Here is a 20,787-nt window from a genome sequence, read left to right as displayed (position 1 = left end):
CACCTCAACTATTTAATTGATCAATCGTATTGATCTTTGTCAACCACTCTTCAGGCAAAGCCGCTTTGCGCAAAGCAACATAATCATAAGGCACTATCGACTGTCGAGAGATGGCTGCTATCCGCTCATGCACCTTCGAAAAGATGGCTGATTCCAGCACAAATCGATCTTCCTTTATTTCAATAGCCCTCACCCCAACTATGGCAGTATCTGGATACACCATCGGAAAAATGTATTTGCAGTCTTGCCAGCCTAGAATAGGGTCTACGCCTTCACTGAAGTTGCTATTGATACCCATGTGTTCAAAATAAGCCAATCGTGAAGACTCGGCCCAACGCAAGTACACCAGGTTATTGACATGCCTGGCAGCATCCATATCTCCCCATTGCACAGCGTATTCTACCCTGACTTTAAATTGATCCAGTGAAATTTTAGTCATAACATTATTGATTCTCCAACAAGTAATTGTCGTTTAACGATTCCACAAATAGCTGATTCCAAAAGTCACCCGTAGGCCTCCCGTTGTAAACGGTAAAGATTCAAGAGGATCACCATTGTACGTGATAGTGAGGTTATCATCATCCACTTTGACGGTGGAAGTCGTCGTATTTCCACTATCCGCTCCGATACCGTCTGGTACACTAAACTGAAGAATAGCATCACTGTTTCCCGCAGGAACATCATAGGCTGCTTTCAGAAAAAAGTCCACCCTGTCAGCAATGATATAGGTAAAATCCAGTCGTGGAGCAAAGGTCACGCTCGTTGCTTGCAAGCGGATATCCAGCTCGTTTTCGTAGTACTGCGTTTCGCCAATTTGAATGTAGGCAGCATTGTTTTGAATTTGCCCAATTCGAAAACCACTGCCTGCCAGCAAACCTTGGATAGCAGGACGAATAACAAAATCATTCCCATTTAGCTTGGTCAAAAAGTTCCAGCCCCAAGAGTAAGCAAACTTGGCTGTGTAATTTTTCCCCAGCGTTACATCCAGCAGGTAATCATGAGAGGTCCCTCGGTAATTTCCTGCTTTATAACCGATATTCAATGCAAATTGGGTATAACCATCTTTTACCTCAAAGGTAGAGTTGAAGCTATCCATCGAGGGGCTATCGTCCACAAAAGTCGTTTCGATCGTTCCTGGATCAGTATTCAAATACCGTGGCCCAATACCCAGAAAGGCACTGCGATACCGTTGGAGATATAGACTTTCTTTTGGTGCAGGGATAAATACATCGGCTTCAGACGTGGTAACTGCAGGTGTTGCCCATTGGCCAAAAACGAAGAAAGAGAAGAGGCTAAAAAACAAAGTGAGTAGCGCTTTCATAAACAGGAATTCAAGATTAATAATAAGTTATTATCAAGGAGTAACCGATTGCGTCAAATCAGTTAGTATAACTCTTGATTGCACAAACATAAGAAAGGAGAGCGTACCACTATATTTTTTGATGCACTGACAATTTTCTGTGCTTAATCATAATCTATATCTTTGCGGAACAACCACCCCTTTTTCAGCATGCGTTGGCGAAAATACTTCCCTCTGGCGGAACAACTCAAAGATTACAGCAAAAATCGCTTTCGCTTCGATCTCATTGCCGGACTTACCGTTTGTATAATGCTTGTACCACAAGGTATGGCTTACGCACTACTGGCAGGTGTGCCTCCAATTTATGGGCTCTATGCCGGTGTAGTTCCTTTGTTTATCTATGGCTTGATGAGCTCCACCCGTCAGGTGTCTATCGGCCCGGTGGCGGTATCGGCCTTACTTGTTTTGGCCGGCGTAAGCCAAATAGCCATTCCCGGCAGTCCTGAATATATCGCATTGGTCATTCTGGCTGGCTTACTCATTGGTATCGCCCAATTTACGATGGGGTTATTTCGGCTCGGTTTTTTGGTCAACCTTCTTTCCAACCCCGTGATCATGGGCTTCACCTCGGCGGCGGCTATCATCATCGGGGTCAGCCAGCTAAAGTATCTTTTCGGTATCAAAGTACCTCGTTTCGAACAGCTTTATGAGACCGTCTACTATGTTTTTTCTCACCTACAGGAGACCCACTGGCTCAGTTTTGCCATCTGTAGTGGCGCTATTTTTATCATGCTTGCCTTAAAAAAATGGGCACCAGCTGTACCAGGAGCTTTATTGGTCACGATCATCGGTATTGTCCTTTCCTCTTACCTTATGCTGGAAAGCCACGGCCTTATCATAGTAGGTGATATTCCGGCAGGTTTTCCTCCATTCCAATTCCCGGAAATTACCTGGAACAAAGTTCAACTACTGGGGCCTACCATCCTCACGGTAACGATCATGAGCGTAGTAGAAACGATCAGCATCGGCAAAGCCCTGGAGATCAAAAACAAGCAATCAGGTATCCGCCCCAACCAGGAGTTATTTGCCCTGGGAGCCTCCAAGATGATTGGTGCGCTTTTTCAGGCCATCCCCTCTTCGGCCAGTTTTACGCGGTCGGCTGTCAACAATGACAGCGGTGCTAACACTGGGTTGGCTTCCATCATTGCTGCTTTGGCAACCAGCCTTGTGCTGGTTTTCTTCACGCCACTATTTTATTACCTGCCCGAAGCCATCCTTGCGGCTATTGTTTTAGTAGCCATTAGGGGCTTGTTTGAGATCAAAGGCATTGCTCAATTATGGAATATTGACCGCAGGGATTTTTACATGGCCATTATCACTTTCCTGGCAACAATTGGGCTGGGCATTGCCGAAGGGGTATTTACAGGGGTGGCCCTCTCGCTGTTATCGGTTCTTTTCCAATCATCGCGCCCACACATTGCCGTACTTGGCCAGCTGCCCAACAGTGATTATTTCCGAAATATCAAGCGCTACCCAGAAGCTATTCAGCACGAAGGAGTGCTCATTATCCGCTTTGACGCGTCCCTCTTCTTTCTCAATGCCACTTACTTCAAAGACAAAATCAAGAAAAGAGTAAATCGTTATCCTGGCAAGCTCGAAGTACTGATCCTGGATACTTCCAGTATTATCAATATCGATTCCAGTGGCCTCAGTGCCCTACGTGACCTTCACCGTTGGTGTACTGACCAAAACATTGAATTATACCTGGCGGGCACCATGGGGCCGGTTCGAGATAGCCTCGCTCGCGCAGATTTGCGGTCGCTAATAGGCCCGGATCACTTCTTTCGGCATCCTATTGATGCAATAGAATTTGCACAGAAAGATTAAATGTTCTCGTTATAATGCAAGTAAATCCCTATTAAGCATCGTTTTAACTTGGCTATTCTCAATGAATAACTATACTACATGGATATCACTGGACTTCTAGGTATTTTAGCAGGTATAGCGGTTGCTATTTGCCTTTTCTTTGCCAAGTATCTTTTTTCCAATAAAAAAGGAAACCGTCTAAACTCCATTTTATTAGGATTGCTGTTAATTGCGGTAGCACTACGAGTAGGTAAATCTATCTGGTTCTTCATCTTTTTCGGAGCCGCTCCTTTCGGCCTAGGCATTGGTTTTCTAGGTTTAGCAAGCATAGGTCCATTGCTATTCCTTTATATTGACAATAACCAGCACGACCGGCATAGCGTAAAAAGAAGTGAATTATTACACTTCGTTTTCCCTGTACTCGGCACCTTCACCTGTTGGCTCAATACAATGCAAGTAGCCACCTATTTATACCAACTAGCGACCATAGTACTATCTATTTACCTGCTCTTGTCTTGGCGTAACTATTTTACTAACCCAAGTCAATCCCCAGACTTAAAGCTATGGAATCGAAATGTGATTATTACTGTCACAATCATATGGATTGCTTTCGTTTACCAACACCTTACAGGTTCTTTACTTGACTATGCAATTGGTGCCGGAATAGCAGCACTGCCCATTTATTATCTCTTCGTTAAAGCAACCCGTACCCTGCTCGTTTTTTCAAATAAGCAACAAGATCTCCAATTGTCGGAATCACTGATAACCTCTGTAAAACATTTTTTTGAGGAAAAAGAAATATTTACACAACACCATTTGACCCTCAACCAATTTGCAAAAATATCAGACCTTCCTGCCTATTTAATTACCAAAGCGGTACAACAGCTTTACAACAGATCTTTTCCGGAGACGGTAAATTATTTCCGAGTAAAAAAAGCACAACAACTCCTGCTCGCACCCAAGACTGCCCAGCAAAAAATAACAACCCTCTCTTTTGATGTTGGTTTCCGTTCTACTTCTTCTTTTTACGCCGCATTTAAAAAAGAAACCGCTATGACTCCAAAGCAATTTCAGAAATTCGCTGCTAAGAAAAGGGCAAATCATTAACCTTATTTCTGCCCCTCTCTATAACACTGATAATAGATCGAACAAAGTGAGCTTAGGCAGGACCCAAACTCACTTATAAACCGACAACACCGAGTACAAGTACTACTTATTGCATAGAATAATTTACCGTCCAGGCAATTTGTACTCGCCATTCGTCATCTCGTCCACTATTTCTTCAATTCGGTTATGAAAACGCTCTGGTGCTTCTACCTTAGCATCCTTAATGGCTAACAATGCACTGGCCGTATCCCCTAAGAAATAGTCACTGATTCCCAAATTCAGCTGAATAAACCATGTATTTGGAAACTTCTCTAAAGCTGTTTCACAAAAAGATTTCGCTTCTTTATACTGCTCTATATCTAGCAAAAACCGAGAAAAACTATTCGCTTCATATGCCGTATATCCAATATTTTGAACCTCACCAATTGTAAGCTCCAAAGCTTCATCTTGGCCTAACCTATGATTAAGACGTGCCTTAGTTGTCAGGTTTGTAATATTCTTATTAGCAGCAAAACCATAATATCCCCCATTGATTGACCGTTCAGTCCATTCCAGTGCTTCCTCCAAATTGGTATCGTGATTCAGACACCAATTGGCTGCATCGTTCCAAGCCTCCCATCGGTAGGTGTTTATACCACGGAGTTCTTTTCGGAAAGAAGCTAATACCGTCTTTTCTAAATCTACTGAAACAGAAAAAGGAATACGCTTATCAGCCCATTCCAAGCCTAAGACCATCGTATTTTCACCAGCAGGATAAAACTCGTAATCTAGCTTTTCAGAAAAAGCACAGGCTACAGCATTTACCTCTACCTGCAAGCTTACATCCTGGTCCACATCCAAATAATAGCTACCCCATTGCTGACTATTATGGGCAAATAACAGCCTGAATTGGTCATCATGTGGAATGATATGAAATCCATAAACCCCAGCAGCCAAGGGCTGCCCCTCGATCAAAACATCAGTAGAGAATTCAATCGTTGTATTCATATTCGCTCCGGCCCTCCAAGCTATAGGGTCGCCATTCTCAGGTATAATTCCCGGGTCGTTCCAAACATCACGATCTCTTACGGTAGGGCTATGGTAGGTAACCGTAATGTCTGTGACAGCAAGTCGTTGCATCTCCACGACATAATTACTCGCCTGAGGAATTTTCAATGTATGGAACTGACCATAAAGTGTGCTACAAGTCAGCACAAGGCTGAACAAAACCAAAACAACAGTACGCATGATTTCTTTTTTTAACAGTCATTAAATTCCCTGCGAAGTAAGGGGCTCTTCTTTTTTTCCAATAAGAAGTATCTCTTTTTTATCTCCTGATTCGTCAAATCAGGAGAAGATTTTCCCTTTTCACGATTATATTTACAGCTATGGAGACTCCCGCAGCAGAAATCATTATTGACGAGCAGCTCGTCCGCTCCTTATTAAAAGAGCAACACCCTGACCTCGCCCAGCTTGATCTTAAGTACATGGCGGAGGGCTGGGACAATAAGATCTACAAATTGGGTCAAGATTTTCTTATTCGTCTACCTCGGCGCCAGCAGGCACTTCCTTATATCATTCGCGAGCAAGAATGGCTCCCCAAATTGGCCCCAAACCTGCCCATTCCTATACCTTCCCCCCTACGCTTTGGTCAGGCCCAGGGTGAGTATCCGTGGCCTTGGAGCATTACACCTTGCTTTCCCGGACAACCAGCAGCCGAGGCCTTGCCTGCCCCCAAAGAAGCTTCCCGCCTTGCCCATTTTCTTAGAATTCTCCATCAACCTCCAGCACCAACCAACGCCCCCTACAACGCCTCCCGGGGATGCACCCTCAACTCGCGGGCTGATAAGATCGAAGCGCGCATTGAACGCTTTATCAGCAAAGGACTCATTTCCTCCAATATTTCTAAAATTTGGGAAGAAGCGCTACTTGCACTTGATGATCAAATGCCCAAACGCCTCATTCATGGTGACCTCCACCCCAAAAACATCATTACCCACCAGGGCAAATTTTCGGCTATTATCGACTGGGGAGATATAACGGCTGGCGATCCGGCCACTGATTTAGCCAGTTTTTGGATGCTCTTTAACGACAAAAATGCACGCAATGTTGGTCTTGCTGACTATGACACAAACCCAGCGCTCTTGGCGCGAGCTAAAGGTTGGGCCGTCTTTTTCGGAACCATTTTATTGGATATAGGTCTGGGTGGCGATCTCGTTTTTGAGAAGGTCGGACGGTTTACACTACAAAATTTAGAGGAAGATTATCGTTAGCGAGCGAACTATATCTAACATCAATGATTTGGGCGCATCCCCTGGCGGGGTCGCTCCCTTACAGGGTTCGCTTTGCTCCGTGCCGACCTACTGGTTACGGCGCGCCGTAACCAGTAGGTCGGCACTGGTCACTTCGTTCCCACCTTCCAGGCAGCTTGCGCGGGGTATGCCCTAATATGCGACAAATAGCAATTATTGTTTCAATTGAAAAAAAACAAAACTTTTAATTGACTACTCCTGTATTTTTCCTATCTTTGTTATCACCTTAGTGAACTGACAACCACAGAGGCAATCATCGGTAACTCCCCCTAGCAGTCACTAGGAAATTCAGCGGTTTATTTTTGCGTATTGCTTGGCTGCTGCCGCTCTGGCAGCAGAGATAGACGCACGCCCCGTAGGGTCGTTTTGACCGGGGGCGTTTTTGGCGATCTGGCAGGAGGGTGGGCCCTCCACTTGGGGCTCTTACACCCAACTTTCTCCCCCAAATCATCCAACCGCATCAAAAAAACCTTCCTTTCAGCTAATAAATCCCCCTAAGCACAACTCCTTCTTAATACGCCAAAACGATCTTCCCAAAGTGAGCACCACTAGCCTGGTAACGAAACGCTTCAGTCAATTCCGTAAAACCAAAGCTACGGTCAATAATTGGCCGCCAATTCGATAGTTCGATGGCACAAACCATGTCTTCCTGCATCATTCGGCTACCTACAGCAAGGCCCGTCATACGCAAATGCTTAAAGAACAGTTTTGGGAAAGTGATCTCTCCTTTGCGGCCATTCCCCAATATTCCAATAGAAGAAATATGACCTCCCATAGATGCTGCTTCAATAGATTGTTGCATGGTTGAACCTCCTCCAACATCTAGCACATGATCTACACCACCACCGCTGATCTTAAAAATGGTTTTTCCCCAGCGTTCTTCTTCTCGGTAGTTCACCACTTCTTTCACACCCATGCTTTTGAGACGGTCTGCTTTTTCGGAAGAGGACGTTGTAGCATAAACTTCCGCACCGGCGGCCAGGGCAAGCTGTAATGCAAAAATCGACATGCCGCCAGTACCCTCAACTAATACTTTATCTCCCATTTTCAGCTGACCTTCAACCACCAGAGCCCGCCAAGCCGTCAGGGCAGCACAAGGCAAGGTTGCCGCTTCCGCGTAAGAAAAACCACGAGGGATACGGGTAAGTGATTGTGCAGACACGCACGACATTTCCGTTAAGTAACCATCTACTGTTTCGCCAGAAATGGCACTAGTCTTCGCAGATGTAGGCTTGCCATCCAGCCAATTGGGAAAGAACAGTGACATCACTTTATCTCCCTTTTTCCATGCAGTCACCCCCTCTCCTACTGCGGTTACCTCCCCTGCTCCGTCCGACATAGGTACACGGCCTTCCGGCACTGGAATCCCTCCAACGCCGACGAGATAATCATGATAATTCAAGGATGTTGCGTGCCAACGCACCAGTACTTCACCAGCCGCCGGTTGCGGCTCATTTTGTTCTTTTAATTGCAGGTGGTCAAGACCACCTTTGCTGCCTATGGCTATTGTTTTCATGATAATAATTATTTTCAAACCGTAATGACCACCTTCCCTTTTACTTCGCGATTGAGCAGTGCCTCAAGGGCCTTGGCTGCCAGTGGCAATGGATAAGTAGCATGTATCCGAGGCTTTAAACTCCCTTCAAAAAACCACTGAATCAACTGCATAGTTGCTTGTATGTTTTTTCCAGGGCTTTTTTGCGCAAAAGCACCCCAAAAGACGCCTATAATCTGACACCCCTTGAGCAAGGGCAAATTAAGCGGAATTTTAGGAATATCTCCTGCTGCAAAACCAACGACCAAATAACGGCCCTCCCAAGCTATGGCCCTCAAAGCTGCTTCGGTGTAATCGCCACCAACGGGATCATAAATAACATCAACACCTTTGCCTCCTGTCAGTTCTTTCGCACGAGTTTTTAAATCTTCCTTGGTATAGTTAATTACTTCATCGGCACCATACTCTCGGCAAATCGCTAGTTTTTCATCAGTAGAGGCTGCTGCAATTACTTTAGCGCCCATTTTCTTACCCAACTCTACTGCTGTCAGGCCTACTCCTCCGGCGGCGCCCAATACCAGTAGGGTTTCTCCTTCTTTGAGTTTCGCCCGGTCATTTAGCGCGTGATACGATGTTCCATAAGCCAGTAAAAAAGCTGCCGCCTGGGTCATATCCATGCCTGGTGGTTTAGGAAAACAGGCCTTGGCGGGCAAAACTGCTTCTTCGGCAAAGCCTCCGTAAGGTGCAAAACCAACGACCTCATCGCCTACCTTAAAACCTTTTACCTCTGCTCCTAAAGCCTTTATCGTACCAGCAATATCGCTACCAGGCGAAAAAGGTAATGCTGGTTTTACCTGGTACAATCCTTGTATAATCAGGGTATCCGGAAAGTTCACCGAACAAGCATGAACCTCTACCAGTATTTCATCGGGCCTTATGCTGGGTGTAGGTAAATCACCATAGCGCAAATTAGAGGGTGGACCGTAGGAATCACAGATGATTGCCTTCATTTTTTTATTTTTTCTAATTAAAAGTACAACTTACAGCCTGCGGATTCGCACTTTAGAGCTTATTGGGGAATTTTGCGAACTGATTCTCCTTTTCGAATTTCACAATAAACAAAAATCTCATGAAATCCATCTTCCCCATCTTTGTTTTGCCTCTCTTCTTTGCATTTTTTTCTTGCCAAAACAATCAGATTATTGCTCAACCAACTCCTCTTACCACTGGCCCTGAAACAGGTTCGATCGTCGTAGCTGGAGGTGGTCGTCTTGGTGACGACATTCTGCTTAAATTCATTGAATTAGCCGGTGGCATGGAGACCCCTTTAATTGTTATCCCCACCGCTGCGGGAAATCACAATTACAACCAAGATGTGGGAGTAGCTTCGGATTTTCGCCGCTTGGGAGCCCAAAATGTACAGGTCATACACACAAATGATCCAGACATTGCGAACAGTCCCACTTTTACTCAGCCATTAGAAAATGCCGGAGGCGTATGGTTTGGAGGAGGCCGACAATGGCGCTTGGTCGATGCCTACGGAGGTACGCGCTCGGAAGAACTTTTCCGGGCCGTACTGGATCGTGGCGGAGCCATTGGTGGCTCTTCCGCCGGTGCTACCATACAGGGTTCTTATCTGGCGCGGGGCGACACCAAAAACAATCAGATCATGATGGGTGATCACGAAGAGGGCTTTGGTTTCATCAAAAATATCGCTATCGACCAGCACGTACTGGCTCGTAATCGCCAATTTGATTTGTTTACCATTTTGGATAAACGCCCGGAATTGCTCGGCATTGGGCTCGATGAAGGAACCGCCATTATTGTACAGGGCGACACCTTTGAAGTTATGGGAGCAAGTTACGTTTTGATTTACGACCAAAGTTTTTGGTCAAGCGAAGGCAGTGATTCAAAACAATTGCCGCCAGCAGAACGTAGCTTTTACTTCCTTCGTGAGGGGGATCGCTACGATATGAAACAGCGGAAAACCATAGAGTAAATCCAAGTCAAATTTTCGGCAAAAAAACAGAAAGAAATTTTAAGTAGCCTACAGAAATGCCCACTAGGCAAAGGTAAAGGGACAGTAAACTCCCAATTACTATCCCTCTACCATAGGCGCAAACGCGCTCTATTTTTTCACCGAAAGGCTAAGCTATGACATGCCTAAACCGTAGTAATACACCTCTGGTGAGCCTTCGTAGATACCTTCTACCAACACCCCACCATTCTTGTTTTCCAGCGATTTGACTAGCTCATCCACGTTACGGATTATTTGCCCATCCACTTTGGTAATAATAAACCCTTCCCGCATGCTCGTCTGGCGGCTAATTTTGCCAGCATAGAGTTTACTCACTTTCACTCCGCCAGGAATGTTTAGTGCTGAGGCTTGATCCTTACTGATATTCTCAACACTAGCGCCCAACTCATTGAACAGCTCGTTACGTTCAGCTGCTACGATCTTTGTTTCGCCTTCTTGCCCTTTCAACTTCACCGTCAGATTCAGGTCTTTTTCACCGCGTTTCAGACTCAATTCCACATCATCCCCTGGACGATTTCGAGCAATCAGTTCTTGCAACTCAGCGGGGGTTTGTACTTTCAGGGTATTCACGGCCACAATTACATCACCAGCTTTTACCCCAGCTGCGGCAGCGGCACTTTCCTCCCCTACTTCTTCTACATAAACGCCGGTATTGACCGATAACTCCTTCTCTTTAGCCAAATTACCTTCGACGCCACGGATACGTATCCCCAGAAAGCCACGTTGTACGACACCATACTTCAACAGGTCCTCAACCACCTTGCTCACTATATTGGCTGGCACCGCAAACCCATAACCAGCATAAGCACCTGTTGGACTGGCAATTGCCGTATTGATCCCGATCAGCCCTCCTTGCAAATTTACCAATGCGCCCCCACTGTTGCCCGGATTAATAGCCGCATCCGTTTGAATAAAAGCTTCCACCGCGTATTGGTCTTGCAGAATATTGATACTCCGTGATTTAGCACTTACAATGCCAGCAGTTACTGTAGAGTTCAAATTAAAGGGATTACCTACCGCCAGCACCCACTCTCCAATTTTCACATCGTCAGAGTTTACCAGAGGAAGAGTGGCTAAATCTTTGGCTTGAATTTGCAATAAAGCCAAATCCGTGGCAGGATCTGTGCCGATAACCGTTGCTTTAAAGGTCCGATTATCATGCAAGGCTACTTCTATATCAGTGGCGTCAGCAACTACATGGTTATTGGTAATAATATAGCCACCACTATTGATGATGACACCAGAACCAGTACCTACTCGAGAAGGGCCATTTTGTCCTTGCCGCGGTGTCTGTGGGCCAAAAAAGAAACCTCCTCCTTGATCTCCGAAAAAGTCTTTAAAAGGATCGGGTAGTTGACGGTATTGCTGCTGCGATGGAGTCATTTTTGCCGTTTGGGTAGATTTGATGTGAACAACGGCCTCCATAACGTCTTGCGAAACTTTTGTAAAGTCCAGTGGCACAATTTCATTGTCTCCGTTAATCGTCAAAACAGCGCCCTGCACTGGCATACCATCAACGTGTTCAATCTTGACAGTTTTGCCTGCTCCATAAACACCAGGAGCCAGAAAAAAGACGGCTAAAGATACCACCAGGGCCGTCAGTCCTGAGATGATATAGTTTTTCATTACTATTCAGATTTAAGTTAATCAATGGAAATAAAATTAAACCTGTAAATGTGTTACATAGATAGATTTTAATTTCAAAAATCACAATTGAACATCAACAAGCCTTATGCCACCTGGGGGGTACTGACAAATTTTCAGTCACTTTATTGGCAACAAGTATTTCAGATAATGTTACTTTGTCAATGTGTCATTTTTTTGTTTCCCAAATGTCAATGTGTAGATATCCCGACAACTAAGTGGTTTAGTTAACAGAGACTGTTCATCGAACTGTAGTAACTGCGAGATATGCTGTAAATTGGCTTTCCTAGCCTCATCAAATAACCTTAGGAATGTTCCACTCCCAACTTTTTGTCGACAAGGTGGCCCTTGTTACTGGCGGACGATCCGGTATCGGCTTTGCCATTGCCAAACAAATGCTCCAACTCGGTGCCACCGTAGTGATCTGTTCACGTAAGGAAGACCTCCTCAATAAAGCGACAAAAGAGCTTCAGCAATACGGCAATTGTTCCTCTCTGCCCTGTGATATTCGCAACAGTGAAGAACTTCAAGTACTCGCCGAATTCATCAAGACCGAACACGGGCGACTCGACATCTTGGTAAATAATGCTGGTGGGCAATTTCCTTCCTTATCGGAATATATCAATGATAAAGGTTGGAAAGCCGTTATTGACAACAACCTCAATGGTACTTTTTTTGCTATCCGTGAGATGGCCAACGCCTTTTTCCTCCCTCAATCACAAGGCATCATCGTCAATATTATTGCCAGTATAAATCGTGGATTCCCCGCCATGGCACACACTGCTGCGGCACGCGCCGGTGTTGAAAATCTTACCAAGTCACTCGCTCAAGAATGGGCGGCATCGGGCATTCGCATCAACTGTGTTGCCCCCGGTATAATCGAGTCATCTGGCCTTGAAACCTACCCTCAACCAGTGCAGGAAATGTTTGCAGAAGCTCAAAAAGCAATCCCCCTCCAGCGTTTCGGCCAAGTAGAGGACGTCGCCAATGCCGTTTGCTTTCTGGCAAGTCCGCTGTCTGCTTACATCTCTGGCATAGCGCTCCACGTTGATGGTGCCCAACACCTCAACTTTGATAATATGGGGCTGGCTAATTTACTGAAGTCCTATTTGTAAAAAGCTTCGTAAATTGTGAACCACCCCTAAAAACCATTGTAAAGTACCCGATCCGCAGTAGTATTGCTGCGACGGTAAACCCGAGCCACCTACAATGGATAAAAGCAAATTATCGCAAAACCTTGATCCTATCATCTCCCTTTTCTACCGCTGGGAGAAAGAGCAAGGTGATACCGTCTTCCTTCGCCAACCCTACGGCAAGGAATGGAAAGAACTAACCTACGCCGAAGCAGGACAACAAGCACGTTGTCTATGCACAGCCTTACACGAACTTGGTTTAAAACCAGGAGATCATGTAGGCATACTCTCCAAGAATTGCTACCATTGGATCATCACCGACCTGGCCCTGATGATGGGTAATTTTGTGTCTGTCCCTTTCTATGCTAGCCTCCCCGCAGAACAACTCAAAGAAGTCATCGAACTCAGTGATATCAAAGCACTCTTTGTAGGTAAGCTCGACGAATGGGGCGAAAAAGCACAGGTAGTACCAGATACATTAAAAGTCATCAGGTTTCCTCATTACGCTGGCAATGCACTGATCGAAATAGGCCATGAATGGGATGTCTTGATCAATAAATATGCCCCCCTTGTTGGCACTCCCCTTCCGGCGCTAGATGACTTATGGACGATCCTCTTCACCTCCGGCACGACCGGTACCCCCAAAGGTGTGATGCATACTTATCGCAACCCTGCTCTTGTGTTACGTATCGAGGAGCTAACAAATTTCACGGGTGCGCTACAGCTAAAACGCAAAAAATGGTTTTCCTTTCTCCCACTCAATCATGTGGCGGAACGAATTGCTGTAGAAGCCAACTGCCTGGCCAATGGTGGTAGTATTTCCTTTGCGGAATCTATCGATACCTTTGCCAACAACCTGCAAAGTGTACAACCTTCATTCATCTTTGCCGTACCGCGCATTTGGACTAAGTTTTACCAGGCTGTCACTGCAAAAATTCCGGCGCCTGTTTTAAGCGTACTTTTCCGGATTCCACTGCTGGGTAAAGTCCTGAAAAACTATTTGCGCAAAGCAATGGGACTTAGCCATATCGAGATAGCAGGCACCGGCGCAGCCATCACTCCTGCCTACCTCAAGCGCTGGTACCAAGAACTAGGTATTCATCTGGTAGAAGCCTACGGCATGACAGAGGTCTGCGGCTCTATTTGCAATGGCCCTCAAGCAGATGCCCCCTCAGACGCAGTGGGGGTGGCTGTTCCTTTCTGCGAAGTCAAAATTATGGAGGCCAGCGAAGAAATACTCATGCGAGCGCCCTACCAGATGACGGGTTACTATCGCTCTCCCCAAAAAACGGCCGAAGTCATCCAAAACGGTTGGATACACAGCGGCGACAGAGGCACCATCGACGAAAAAGGCTATGTTCGTGTCATTGGCCGGGTAAAAGACGCTTTCAAAACCTCTAAAGGTCAGTTTATTATCCCCAACCCGTTGGAAGAACACCTAGCGCAAAATGAATACCTTGAACAAGTATGTGTGGTAGGTTTAGGTTGCTCCCAACCCATCGCTCTCGTAAATTTATCACCCAGCGGCTGGAACAGTTCAAAGAAAATAGTCCAAGACTCTTTACAGGAAACCCTAAATAGCATTAACCAACAACTGGCAAACTATCATCGTGTTTCCACTATTGTCATCGATAAAGTTATCTGGTCAGAAGCCAATCGTTTGCTCACACCTACCATGAAAGTCCGACGAGCAGCTTTGGATCAATCCTATGGAGAGGAATATGAACGATGGCATTCAGCGAAGGAGGCGGTGGTTTGGAAATAAGGGGTTGTTGGTTCGATGGTTGATGGAAAAAATAACTTTTACGCCTTTACACTTACCCAACTTTTACACCTTAAATTGGGTTTCAATATCTGTATCTTAGCATTTGGGAAAGACGACAGAAAATACTTAAAGCATGATAGAGCAACAATACGACATCAAGGAAGTAGACCGAATTTTTGATTTACAGCGGCGGCCAGAAAACCTCCAGCGGATGAAGAACACCACCGCAGCACAACGGCTGGAGCGCATTACAAAAATCGAAAAATATATCCTCAACGAAGAAAATCAAGCTCGCTTGGCGAAAGCCATGTGGTATGATTTGCGTAAATCACGCGAGGAGATGCTAGCTACTGAGATTCTTCCAATTCTTACGATCCTTGTTCATATCAAACGGCAATTGAAATCATGGATGCGGCCCCAACGGGTAGGTGCTCCGATGGCTATGTTGGGTATATCTTCTTATATCCGTTACGAACCTAAAGGACAGGTACTTCTGATTGCCCCTTGGAATTACCCTTTCCAACTAGCGATCAATCCGCTGCTACATGCTATTGCGGCTGGTAATGTTTGTATCGTCAAGCCGTCTGAAATATCAGCTGCGACCTCCAGTTTTATCAAAAATATGGTGGAAGACCTTTTCAACGAAAACGAGGTTGCCGTGATTGAAGGTGATGTGCCTGTTTCTCAGGCTTTGCTCGACAAACCTTTTCATCATATCTTTTTTACCGGTAGCCCAGCGGTAGGCAAGATTGTGATGAAAGCAGCCTCTAAGCACCTTACTTCCGTTACGCTGGAATTGGGCGGAAAATCACCATGTATCATCGACGAGACCGCCAATGTAGGTGTCGCCGCTGAACGAATAGCCTGGGGCAAATTGCTCAACAATGGCCAAACGTGTATTGCTCCTGATTATGTACTGGTACACGAAAGCAAGAAAGAGGCCTTCCTCAATGCGTACCAAGCTTGGGTAGAAAAGTCGTACAATTCCGACCAAAAAGGCATCAAAGCATCGCCTTACTATACCCGGATTATCAATGAGAAGAATTTCCATCGGGTAAAAAGCCTTATCGATGATGCCGTAGATAAGGGTGCTCAACTCATTGGCAGCGGAGAAACCGATGCTGATGATAAGTTTATCGCTCCTTGTTTACTTGATCAAGTGACTACTGAGATGACTGTAATGCAGGAGGAAATCTTTGGCCCAGTACTTCCCGTCGTTACTTACCGCGACCTATCTGAGGTACCTGCTTTCATTCAACAACTCCTTAAGCCACTGGCGCTTTACATCATGAGTAAGAGTCGCAAAAACCAGGAATACCTCTTGAACAATACCACCGCTGGAGGCACGGCTATCAATGAGTTGATGATTACAACCTTGAATCCAGAATTGCCTTTTGGTGGTGTCAACAACAGTGGCATCGGCAAATCCAATGGCAAACATAGCTTTGTTGAATTCTCTAATGAACGCGGTGTTTTAAAACGACGGTTCCTCGATTTCAAAATGCTATTTCCTCCCTATAAAACCACGATTTTCGAATGGATGACCAAAGCAGCACGTCTTTAAAAACAGTTCTTATTACAGGTGGTAGTAGTGGTATTGGTTATGCCCTCACTCGCTGGTTTGCCCGGGATGGTTACCGGATTTTATGGGTATCCAAACCAGCGGACGAACTAGAAATGGCCAGCATTGAACTCAAAAACGAGTTTCCTTATGTAGCATTACATTACCTGGCCCTTGATCTGGCGGTGCCAAATGCAGCCCAAGCAGTTCTCGAATGGACGCAAGAATTAGACATTCCCGTCAATGTTCTGGTCAACAATGCAGGATTCGGCACCTACGGGCATTTCGAAAAAATGCCTTTAGCAACGGAACTTGCAATGATCCAGCTCAACGCTGCTACCGTCTACGAACTGACCCATTTGTTTCTTCGCGAAATGGAAACACTCGGCCACGGTAAAATCGTCAACATTAGCTCAGCAGCATCTTACGTGCCTATGCCCTACTCCAGCATCTATGCCGGCACCAAAGCTTTCGTAAGGCAAATGACCGAGTCGCTGGCCTGGGAGTTACATGACCGAAACTCACCCGTGAAAGTATACGCCGTCTGCCCCGGCCCGCTGGCCGACACCAAGTTCCAACAACAAGCCGGAATGATGGGCGTACGTACCTTCAAAAGCATCATGGCCAGCACAACGGTAGAAGAAGTTGCACGCGATGCCTATCGGGGCATCCAGAAAAACAAAACCATTATTCGCACAGGCTTGGCCTTCCGCATCAATTACTGGGTCGCCAAGTTCAGTCCGGAGTTTCTGGCACGCTGGATTGTATTGAGGGAGATGGCTAAAAAAACGTGAGATTGGCCCTCTTGTGTTCCTGAAAACAAATACAACCTAAAGAAAACAGCGCCTGTCTTTACAATTAAAATAACACCTGCTCATTTTCCTAACATAAAAAATGACCTAAAACGATGCGTAATCCTATTACTTATTTTTTGTTTCTAATCACAAGTCTTTTTGTATTTCAAAGTCAGCAAGTGGCAGAAAATGACAGGGTTTATTACGATCATCAACTAGATTATTTCCCTAAAGTAAAGTCATTCCACACAGATACTAACACAACTATTCGCTTTGCCTTTAGCGGAGAATTCAAAGAGGCAATTGAGTCATTATGCAATCATATCCACCCTGATCATTACATCCTTGAAAGGTTTTCTGGGTTTACAATGCAAACCAGTGGAATGTCCCCTCCTGAATTAAAGGAGCATCCGATGTGGATGAGTGTAACTATTGATAAGCATGGGACGCTAGAGGCTTTAAACATTTCCCCAGGAAATCAAGCAGCTGACGTCGCCTTAGAAAAAGAGCTATTTAATCTTTTTTCGCTGAGTGAGATTAACCCCGCATTAGTCAATGGCATGCCTGTTAAGTGTAACTTGTTTTACACGATTGACACTACCGAATAGCCTAAGGCTTTGAACCAACCTAATGAAAACAGATAGAATATTCTTCAAAAACAACCCTTATCCAAACGGCCACAGGATACAAGAATTCTGCTGGAGTGGACGATTGATAAAAGAGCGCGGACTCGTATTTGATTTTCATTTAGTAACGGAGAATTACTACGAAGAAGATGACTCCGATGAGGAAGAGGAAGAAGCCAACTCCGACTGGGAATCAAAAATGGCTTGGGGCAACTTTCACCAATGTACCATGTCTTCTACCTTTTGGAATGGAAATGGTGCGGTGGTAGGCACAATAGGCAAACCGCTCGACTTTAGTAAATTATTAGGCAAGACCATCATTATTGACCCTCTGCCCGATGTTAATAAATATAATCCACAAGCATTTGCGTTGGACATTTACCTGCTTGGCCATGACAAATGTGCCAACCACAATATTACATTTACGAAACAACATAATACATCCACCTTCGATATAGAATGGCGTGGAAATATAGCCTTATTTTATTCCGGCGATAACGAGTTCAAATATTCCTTTGAAACAAAAATCAGGAAGGTGAATTTTGCAGGAATCCACTTGGACAAAAGGCTCAACCTGGCAGCAAACACCACCTTATTAAGGGCCTGCTCCCTAGGTATCAAGACCTTTGAGTTACTGGACGGTAAATTTGATATTAAGCTATAGTGTTCTCACCAGCCCAACATCAACACCAGCGCAGTTGATAGCAGCGTCAAGAAAATGCCAATCCGGAATATTTGAAAACTTCGTCGAATCAGGAGCATTTTTTGGCCAAGGCGGCGGCCAATAAAAAACAGATCCTGGGCTAAAAACTGACGCACACTGTTTTTCTTTTCTGTTGTCCGAAGAAGATTATCGTAATACGCAGTAAGATCAGTATGATAAGCGGTACCAAAGAAAAAGGGACTAGCTTCCATGCCCTCGGGCAATTCTTCGTTGAAGGTATCAAAGTTAAAAGGAGCCAGTACCAGCGTCGAAATGTAGATGGTTGCAAAGCAGGTGACGGCCAAAAAGAAGAGCGGCACAAATAGCGTATACGCAAATACTACGTCCAAGTTTGACATGGCCAAGGGGACGACAAAAGCGATCATCACAGCGTTCAAACTCAGCAGTACATTGGCTTTGTTATCAGCAATAGCGGTCAACTCTATGTTGTTCCGCAGCGTAGTTCGGATCACATTAACGGTTTCTTTTGAAAAAGAAAAAGTCGCAGCTTGTTTCGGTGAGACCTCTGGAGCCTTCATCATAGTAGGTTGTTAGGCGCGCAAGATACAACAGTCCCCCTTAATCTCCTACCTCACTTCAATACGATGGAGGGCAGAAAGGTTTCACCATTGTCTGTATTGATCTATTCTCCGTTTAAACACTCCTGATTTTTAAGTAAATATGTATTTTGGGATTGTTAGTTGGATAACTAATAAAGAAACTATTCTCCGTCTCCAATTAAACCCAAACTCAAGCTCCTTGTCTGACTTCTGAAAATTTAGACAATGGACAGACGAAAAATGCTCTAAGATGAAACGTAGATCCTTCCTGCAATTCGGGCAACAAACCCAGACGAGGAATGTTGCCACAGCAAACACCACCCTTACAACCACCGACCTGGAGCCATACACTGGCCAATGGAGCACCGTAGAGGCAGCTTTTCTGCTGCGACGAACCACTTTCGGGCCTAAGCCTACACATATTAAGCAGGCCGTTGCGGATGGACTTAGTGCTACCATCGGACAACTGTTTGCTAACCAGCCATTGCCCGACCCGCCGGTCTATTATGACTACGAAGACGATCCGAATGCCGGGCTAGGTGAAACATGGGTAAATACACCTATACCCACTCCGAGCCCCCAGGGTATTTTTGGAGGCCGATATCGATCACTGATTGGTTCTCAGCTGGGCCTTCTCATCAACGGTGGCGTTTCTATCCGTGAGAAAATGGTGCTCTTTTGGCATAACCACTTTGCTCTTGATGATAACAATGCCCAATTTGGTTACCAATACCTTGATGTTCTTCGCAGAAATGCCCTTGGGAATTTCCGAACAATGGTAGAAGAAATTACCGTCGCTCCTGCGATGCTCAGGTATTTAAACGGCCACCAAAATAGCAGGCAAGCCCCTAATGAGAATTACGCCAGGGAGCTGCTGGAGCTTTTTACCATTGGTCGTGGTGAAGTAGCAGCCCCCGGTGATTACACCAATTACACCGAAGACGATGTTGTGCAAATGGCCCGAGCCCTTACTGGCTGGCGTTTCACCACCCCAGACAATGGTCTTCCTTTAGGTGTTTTCGTTGCCAATCGTCATGATACTGGAGAGAAACAACTTTCTCACCGTTTTGATAACGCTATTATTTCTGATGCTGGTGACCAGGAATACAAAGTGGTTATCGATCATATTTTGCAAAAAACAGAAGTTGCTCGTTTCCTGAGCAGGCAGCTTCATATTTGGTTTGTTGGCACAGATATCGACGGTGTAGTCGAAGTCAACATTATCGAGCCCATGGCACAGCTGATCATTGATAACAATTACGACATTCAGCCAGCGGTAGAAGCACTACTTGGCAGTAATTATTTCTTTGAAGAAACCCATCGAGGCTGTATGACCAGTCACCCTCTCGATTTTATGTTCAAAATCGTGAACACGCTGGATATGGGCGCAGAAGCCGCACCTCTTCAACATTACTTTTTCTGGAATCAATTGAGACGGCTTGCAGAAAGCCTAGAGATGAAGTATATGGCGCTGCCATCCGTTGCTGGTTGGAAAGCTTTTTATCAGTCGCCACAATTCTATAATATTTGGATCAATTCAGTGAGCCTTCCCATTCGCCAGACCGTAGGGAATACATTACTTAATGGAATAAATTCCGGCGGTGTTCAGTGGCGAGTAAACCTACTGGATTTTATTGCAGAGATGGACAACAACCTCGATCCCAATAGCATGTTGGAGCAAATTGCTTTATATCTATTTGCCTATCCTATCTCCGATAATCAGCGAGACTTCCTCAAAGAAGTCTTAATTCCTGGCCTACCTGATTTTGAGTGGACTGTTGAATACGCTGATTTCCTACAAAACCCTGATGATCCTGATCTACGAGATGCCATTTTCACCAAATTAGAATCGCTCTTTGGCACCTTGTTTAAGATGCCGGAATTTCACCTTATTTAATACCCTC

Annotated in this window: 18 protein-coding genes; 11 read left to right on the top strand and 7 right to left on the bottom strand. The window is 45.2% G+C overall.

Annotated elements, in window-relative coordinates:
- Positions 1 to 4: 4 nt before the first annotated feature.
- Positions 5 to 439 (bottom strand): acyl-CoA thioesterase, encoded by a 435-nt coding sequence (locus tag ACRBG0_RS03245; RefSeq protein ID WP_431485492.1) that lies wholly within the window; start codon positions 437 to 439, stop codon positions 5 to 7.
- A 33-nt stretch (positions 440 to 472) separates the two neighbouring features.
- Complete coding sequence (locus ACRBG0_RS03240) at positions 473 to 1,321, bottom strand: hypothetical protein (protein WP_431485491.1); 849 nt, start codon at positions 1,319 to 1,321, stop codon at positions 473 to 475.
- A 189-nt stretch (positions 1,322 to 1,510) separates the two neighbouring features.
- On the opposite strand from ACRBG0_RS03240, the gene ACRBG0_RS03235 reads away from it, so the two are divergent.
- Positions 1,511 to 3,187 carry a SulP family inorganic anion transporter gene (locus ACRBG0_RS03235; protein ID WP_431485490.1) on the top strand — a complete coding sequence of 559 codons (1,677 nt, stop codon included), beginning with the start codon at positions 1,511 to 1,513 and terminating at the stop codon, positions 3,185 to 3,187.
- A gap of 78 nt (positions 3,188 to 3,265) precedes the next feature.
- Positions 3,266 to 4,273: a helix-turn-helix domain-containing protein gene (locus tag ACRBG0_RS03230; RefSeq protein ID WP_431485489.1), complete on the top strand. Its 1,008-nt coding sequence runs from the start codon at positions 3,266 to 3,268 to the stop codon at positions 4,271 to 4,273.
- 123 nt (positions 4,274 to 4,396) lie between these two features.
- Here ACRBG0_RS03230 and ACRBG0_RS03225 read toward each other — a convergent pair whose 3' ends face one another.
- Positions 4,397 to 5,500 (bottom strand): DUF2911 domain-containing protein, encoded by a 1,104-nt coding sequence (locus ACRBG0_RS03225; protein ID WP_431485488.1) that lies wholly within the window; start codon positions 5,498 to 5,500, stop codon positions 4,397 to 4,399.
- A 140-nt stretch (positions 5,501 to 5,640) separates the two neighbouring features.
- Between ACRBG0_RS03225 and ACRBG0_RS03220 the strand changes: the two genes are divergently transcribed.
- Positions 5,641 to 6,525 (top strand): aminoglycoside phosphotransferase family protein, encoded by an 885-nt coding sequence (locus ACRBG0_RS03220; protein WP_431485487.1) that lies wholly within the window; start codon positions 5,641 to 5,643, stop codon positions 6,523 to 6,525.
- A gap of 550 nt (positions 6,526 to 7,075) precedes the next feature.
- Here the strand turns inward: ACRBG0_RS03220 and ACRBG0_RS03215 are convergent.
- Positions 7,076 to 8,080 carry a zinc-dependent alcohol dehydrogenase family protein gene (locus ACRBG0_RS03215; protein ID WP_431485486.1) on the bottom strand — a complete coding sequence of 335 codons (1,005 nt, stop codon included), beginning with the start codon at positions 8,078 to 8,080 and terminating at the stop codon, positions 7,076 to 7,078.
- Positions 8,081 to 8,094: 14 nt separating this feature from the next.
- Entirely contained in the window at positions 8,095 to 9,069 is a 975-nt protein-coding gene (locus ACRBG0_RS03210) for an NADPH:quinone oxidoreductase family protein (RefSeq protein ID WP_431485485.1), read from the bottom strand.
- 119 nt (positions 9,070 to 9,188) lie between these two features.
- Here ACRBG0_RS03210 and ACRBG0_RS03205 point away from each other — a divergent pair, with 119 nt between their 5' ends.
- Positions 9,189 to 10,058 carry a cyanophycinase gene (locus tag ACRBG0_RS03205; protein ID WP_431485484.1) on the top strand — a complete coding sequence of 290 codons (870 nt, stop codon included), beginning with the start codon at positions 9,189 to 9,191 and terminating at the stop codon, positions 10,056 to 10,058.
- Between the two features lie 153 nt (positions 10,059 to 10,211).
- On the opposite strand, the gene ACRBG0_RS03200 is transcribed toward ACRBG0_RS03205, so the two are convergent.
- On the bottom strand, positions 10,212 to 11,723 hold the full coding sequence (locus tag ACRBG0_RS03200; RefSeq protein ID WP_431485483.1) for a Do family serine endopeptidase: 1,512 nt from the start codon (positions 11,721 to 11,723) through the stop codon (positions 10,212 to 10,214).
- Positions 11,724 to 12,052: 329 nt separating this feature from the next.
- Here ACRBG0_RS03200 and ACRBG0_RS03195 point away from each other — a divergent pair, with 329 nt between their 5' ends.
- The 6 genes from ACRBG0_RS03195 to ACRBG0_RS03170 all read left to right on the top strand — a co-directional run bounded on the left by ACRBG0_RS03195 (position 12,053) and on the right by ACRBG0_RS03170 (position 18,284).
- The gene (locus ACRBG0_RS03195; RefSeq protein WP_431485482.1) at positions 12,053 to 12,856 is read left to right on the top strand and encodes an SDR family oxidoreductase; all 804 of its coding nucleotides are present in this window, start codon (positions 12,053 to 12,055) and stop codon (positions 12,854 to 12,856) included.
- 94 nt (positions 12,857 to 12,950) lie between these two features.
- A complete protein-coding gene (locus ACRBG0_RS03190; RefSeq protein WP_431485481.1) occupies positions 12,951 to 14,639 on the top strand; it encodes an AMP-binding protein in 1,689 nt (562 codons plus the stop codon).
- A gap of 133 nt (positions 14,640 to 14,772) precedes the next feature.
- Complete coding sequence (locus ACRBG0_RS03185) at positions 14,773 to 16,203, top strand: aldehyde dehydrogenase family protein (protein WP_431485480.1); 1,431 nt, start codon at positions 14,773 to 14,775, stop codon at positions 16,201 to 16,203.
- Positions 16,176 to 16,994 carry an SDR family NAD(P)-dependent oxidoreductase gene (locus ACRBG0_RS03180; protein WP_431485479.1) on the top strand — a complete coding sequence of 273 codons (819 nt, stop codon included), beginning with the start codon at positions 16,176 to 16,178 and terminating at the stop codon, positions 16,992 to 16,994. The genes ACRBG0_RS03185 and ACRBG0_RS03180 overlap by 28 nt, the downstream gene beginning before the upstream one ends.
- Before the next feature lie 113 nt (positions 16,995 to 17,107).
- Complete coding sequence (locus ACRBG0_RS03175) at positions 17,108 to 17,602, top strand: hypothetical protein (RefSeq protein ID WP_431485478.1); 495 nt, start codon at positions 17,108 to 17,110, stop codon at positions 17,600 to 17,602.
- Positions 17,603 to 17,624: 22 nt separating this feature from the next.
- Complete coding sequence (locus ACRBG0_RS03170) at positions 17,625 to 18,284, top strand: hypothetical protein (protein WP_431485477.1); 660 nt, start codon at positions 17,625 to 17,627, stop codon at positions 18,282 to 18,284.
- Positions 18,285 to 18,289: 5 nt separating this feature from the next.
- Here the strand turns inward: ACRBG0_RS03170 and ACRBG0_RS03165 are convergent, their stop codons facing one another.
- Positions 18,290 to 18,865: a Pycsar system effector family protein gene (locus tag ACRBG0_RS03165; protein WP_431485476.1), complete on the bottom strand. Its 576-nt coding sequence runs from the start codon at positions 18,863 to 18,865 to the stop codon at positions 18,290 to 18,292.
- Positions 18,866 to 19,133: 268 nt separating this feature from the next.
- Here ACRBG0_RS03165 and ACRBG0_RS03160 point away from each other — a divergent pair, with 268 nt between their 5' ends.
- Positions 19,134 to 20,780 carry a DUF1800 domain-containing protein gene (locus ACRBG0_RS03160; protein ID WP_431485475.1) on the top strand — a complete coding sequence of 549 codons (1,647 nt, stop codon included), beginning with the start codon at positions 19,134 to 19,136 and terminating at the stop codon, positions 20,778 to 20,780.
- Positions 20,781 to 20,787 lie beyond the last annotated feature (7 nt).

The sequence above is a fragment of the Lewinella sp. genome, assembly GCF_050633125.1.
GTDB lineage: Bacteria > Bacteroidota > Bacteroidia > Chitinophagales > Saprospiraceae > Lewinella.
Note: the sequence above shows the minus strand (reverse complement) of the source record. Positions and strands in the feature narration are given on the sequence as shown.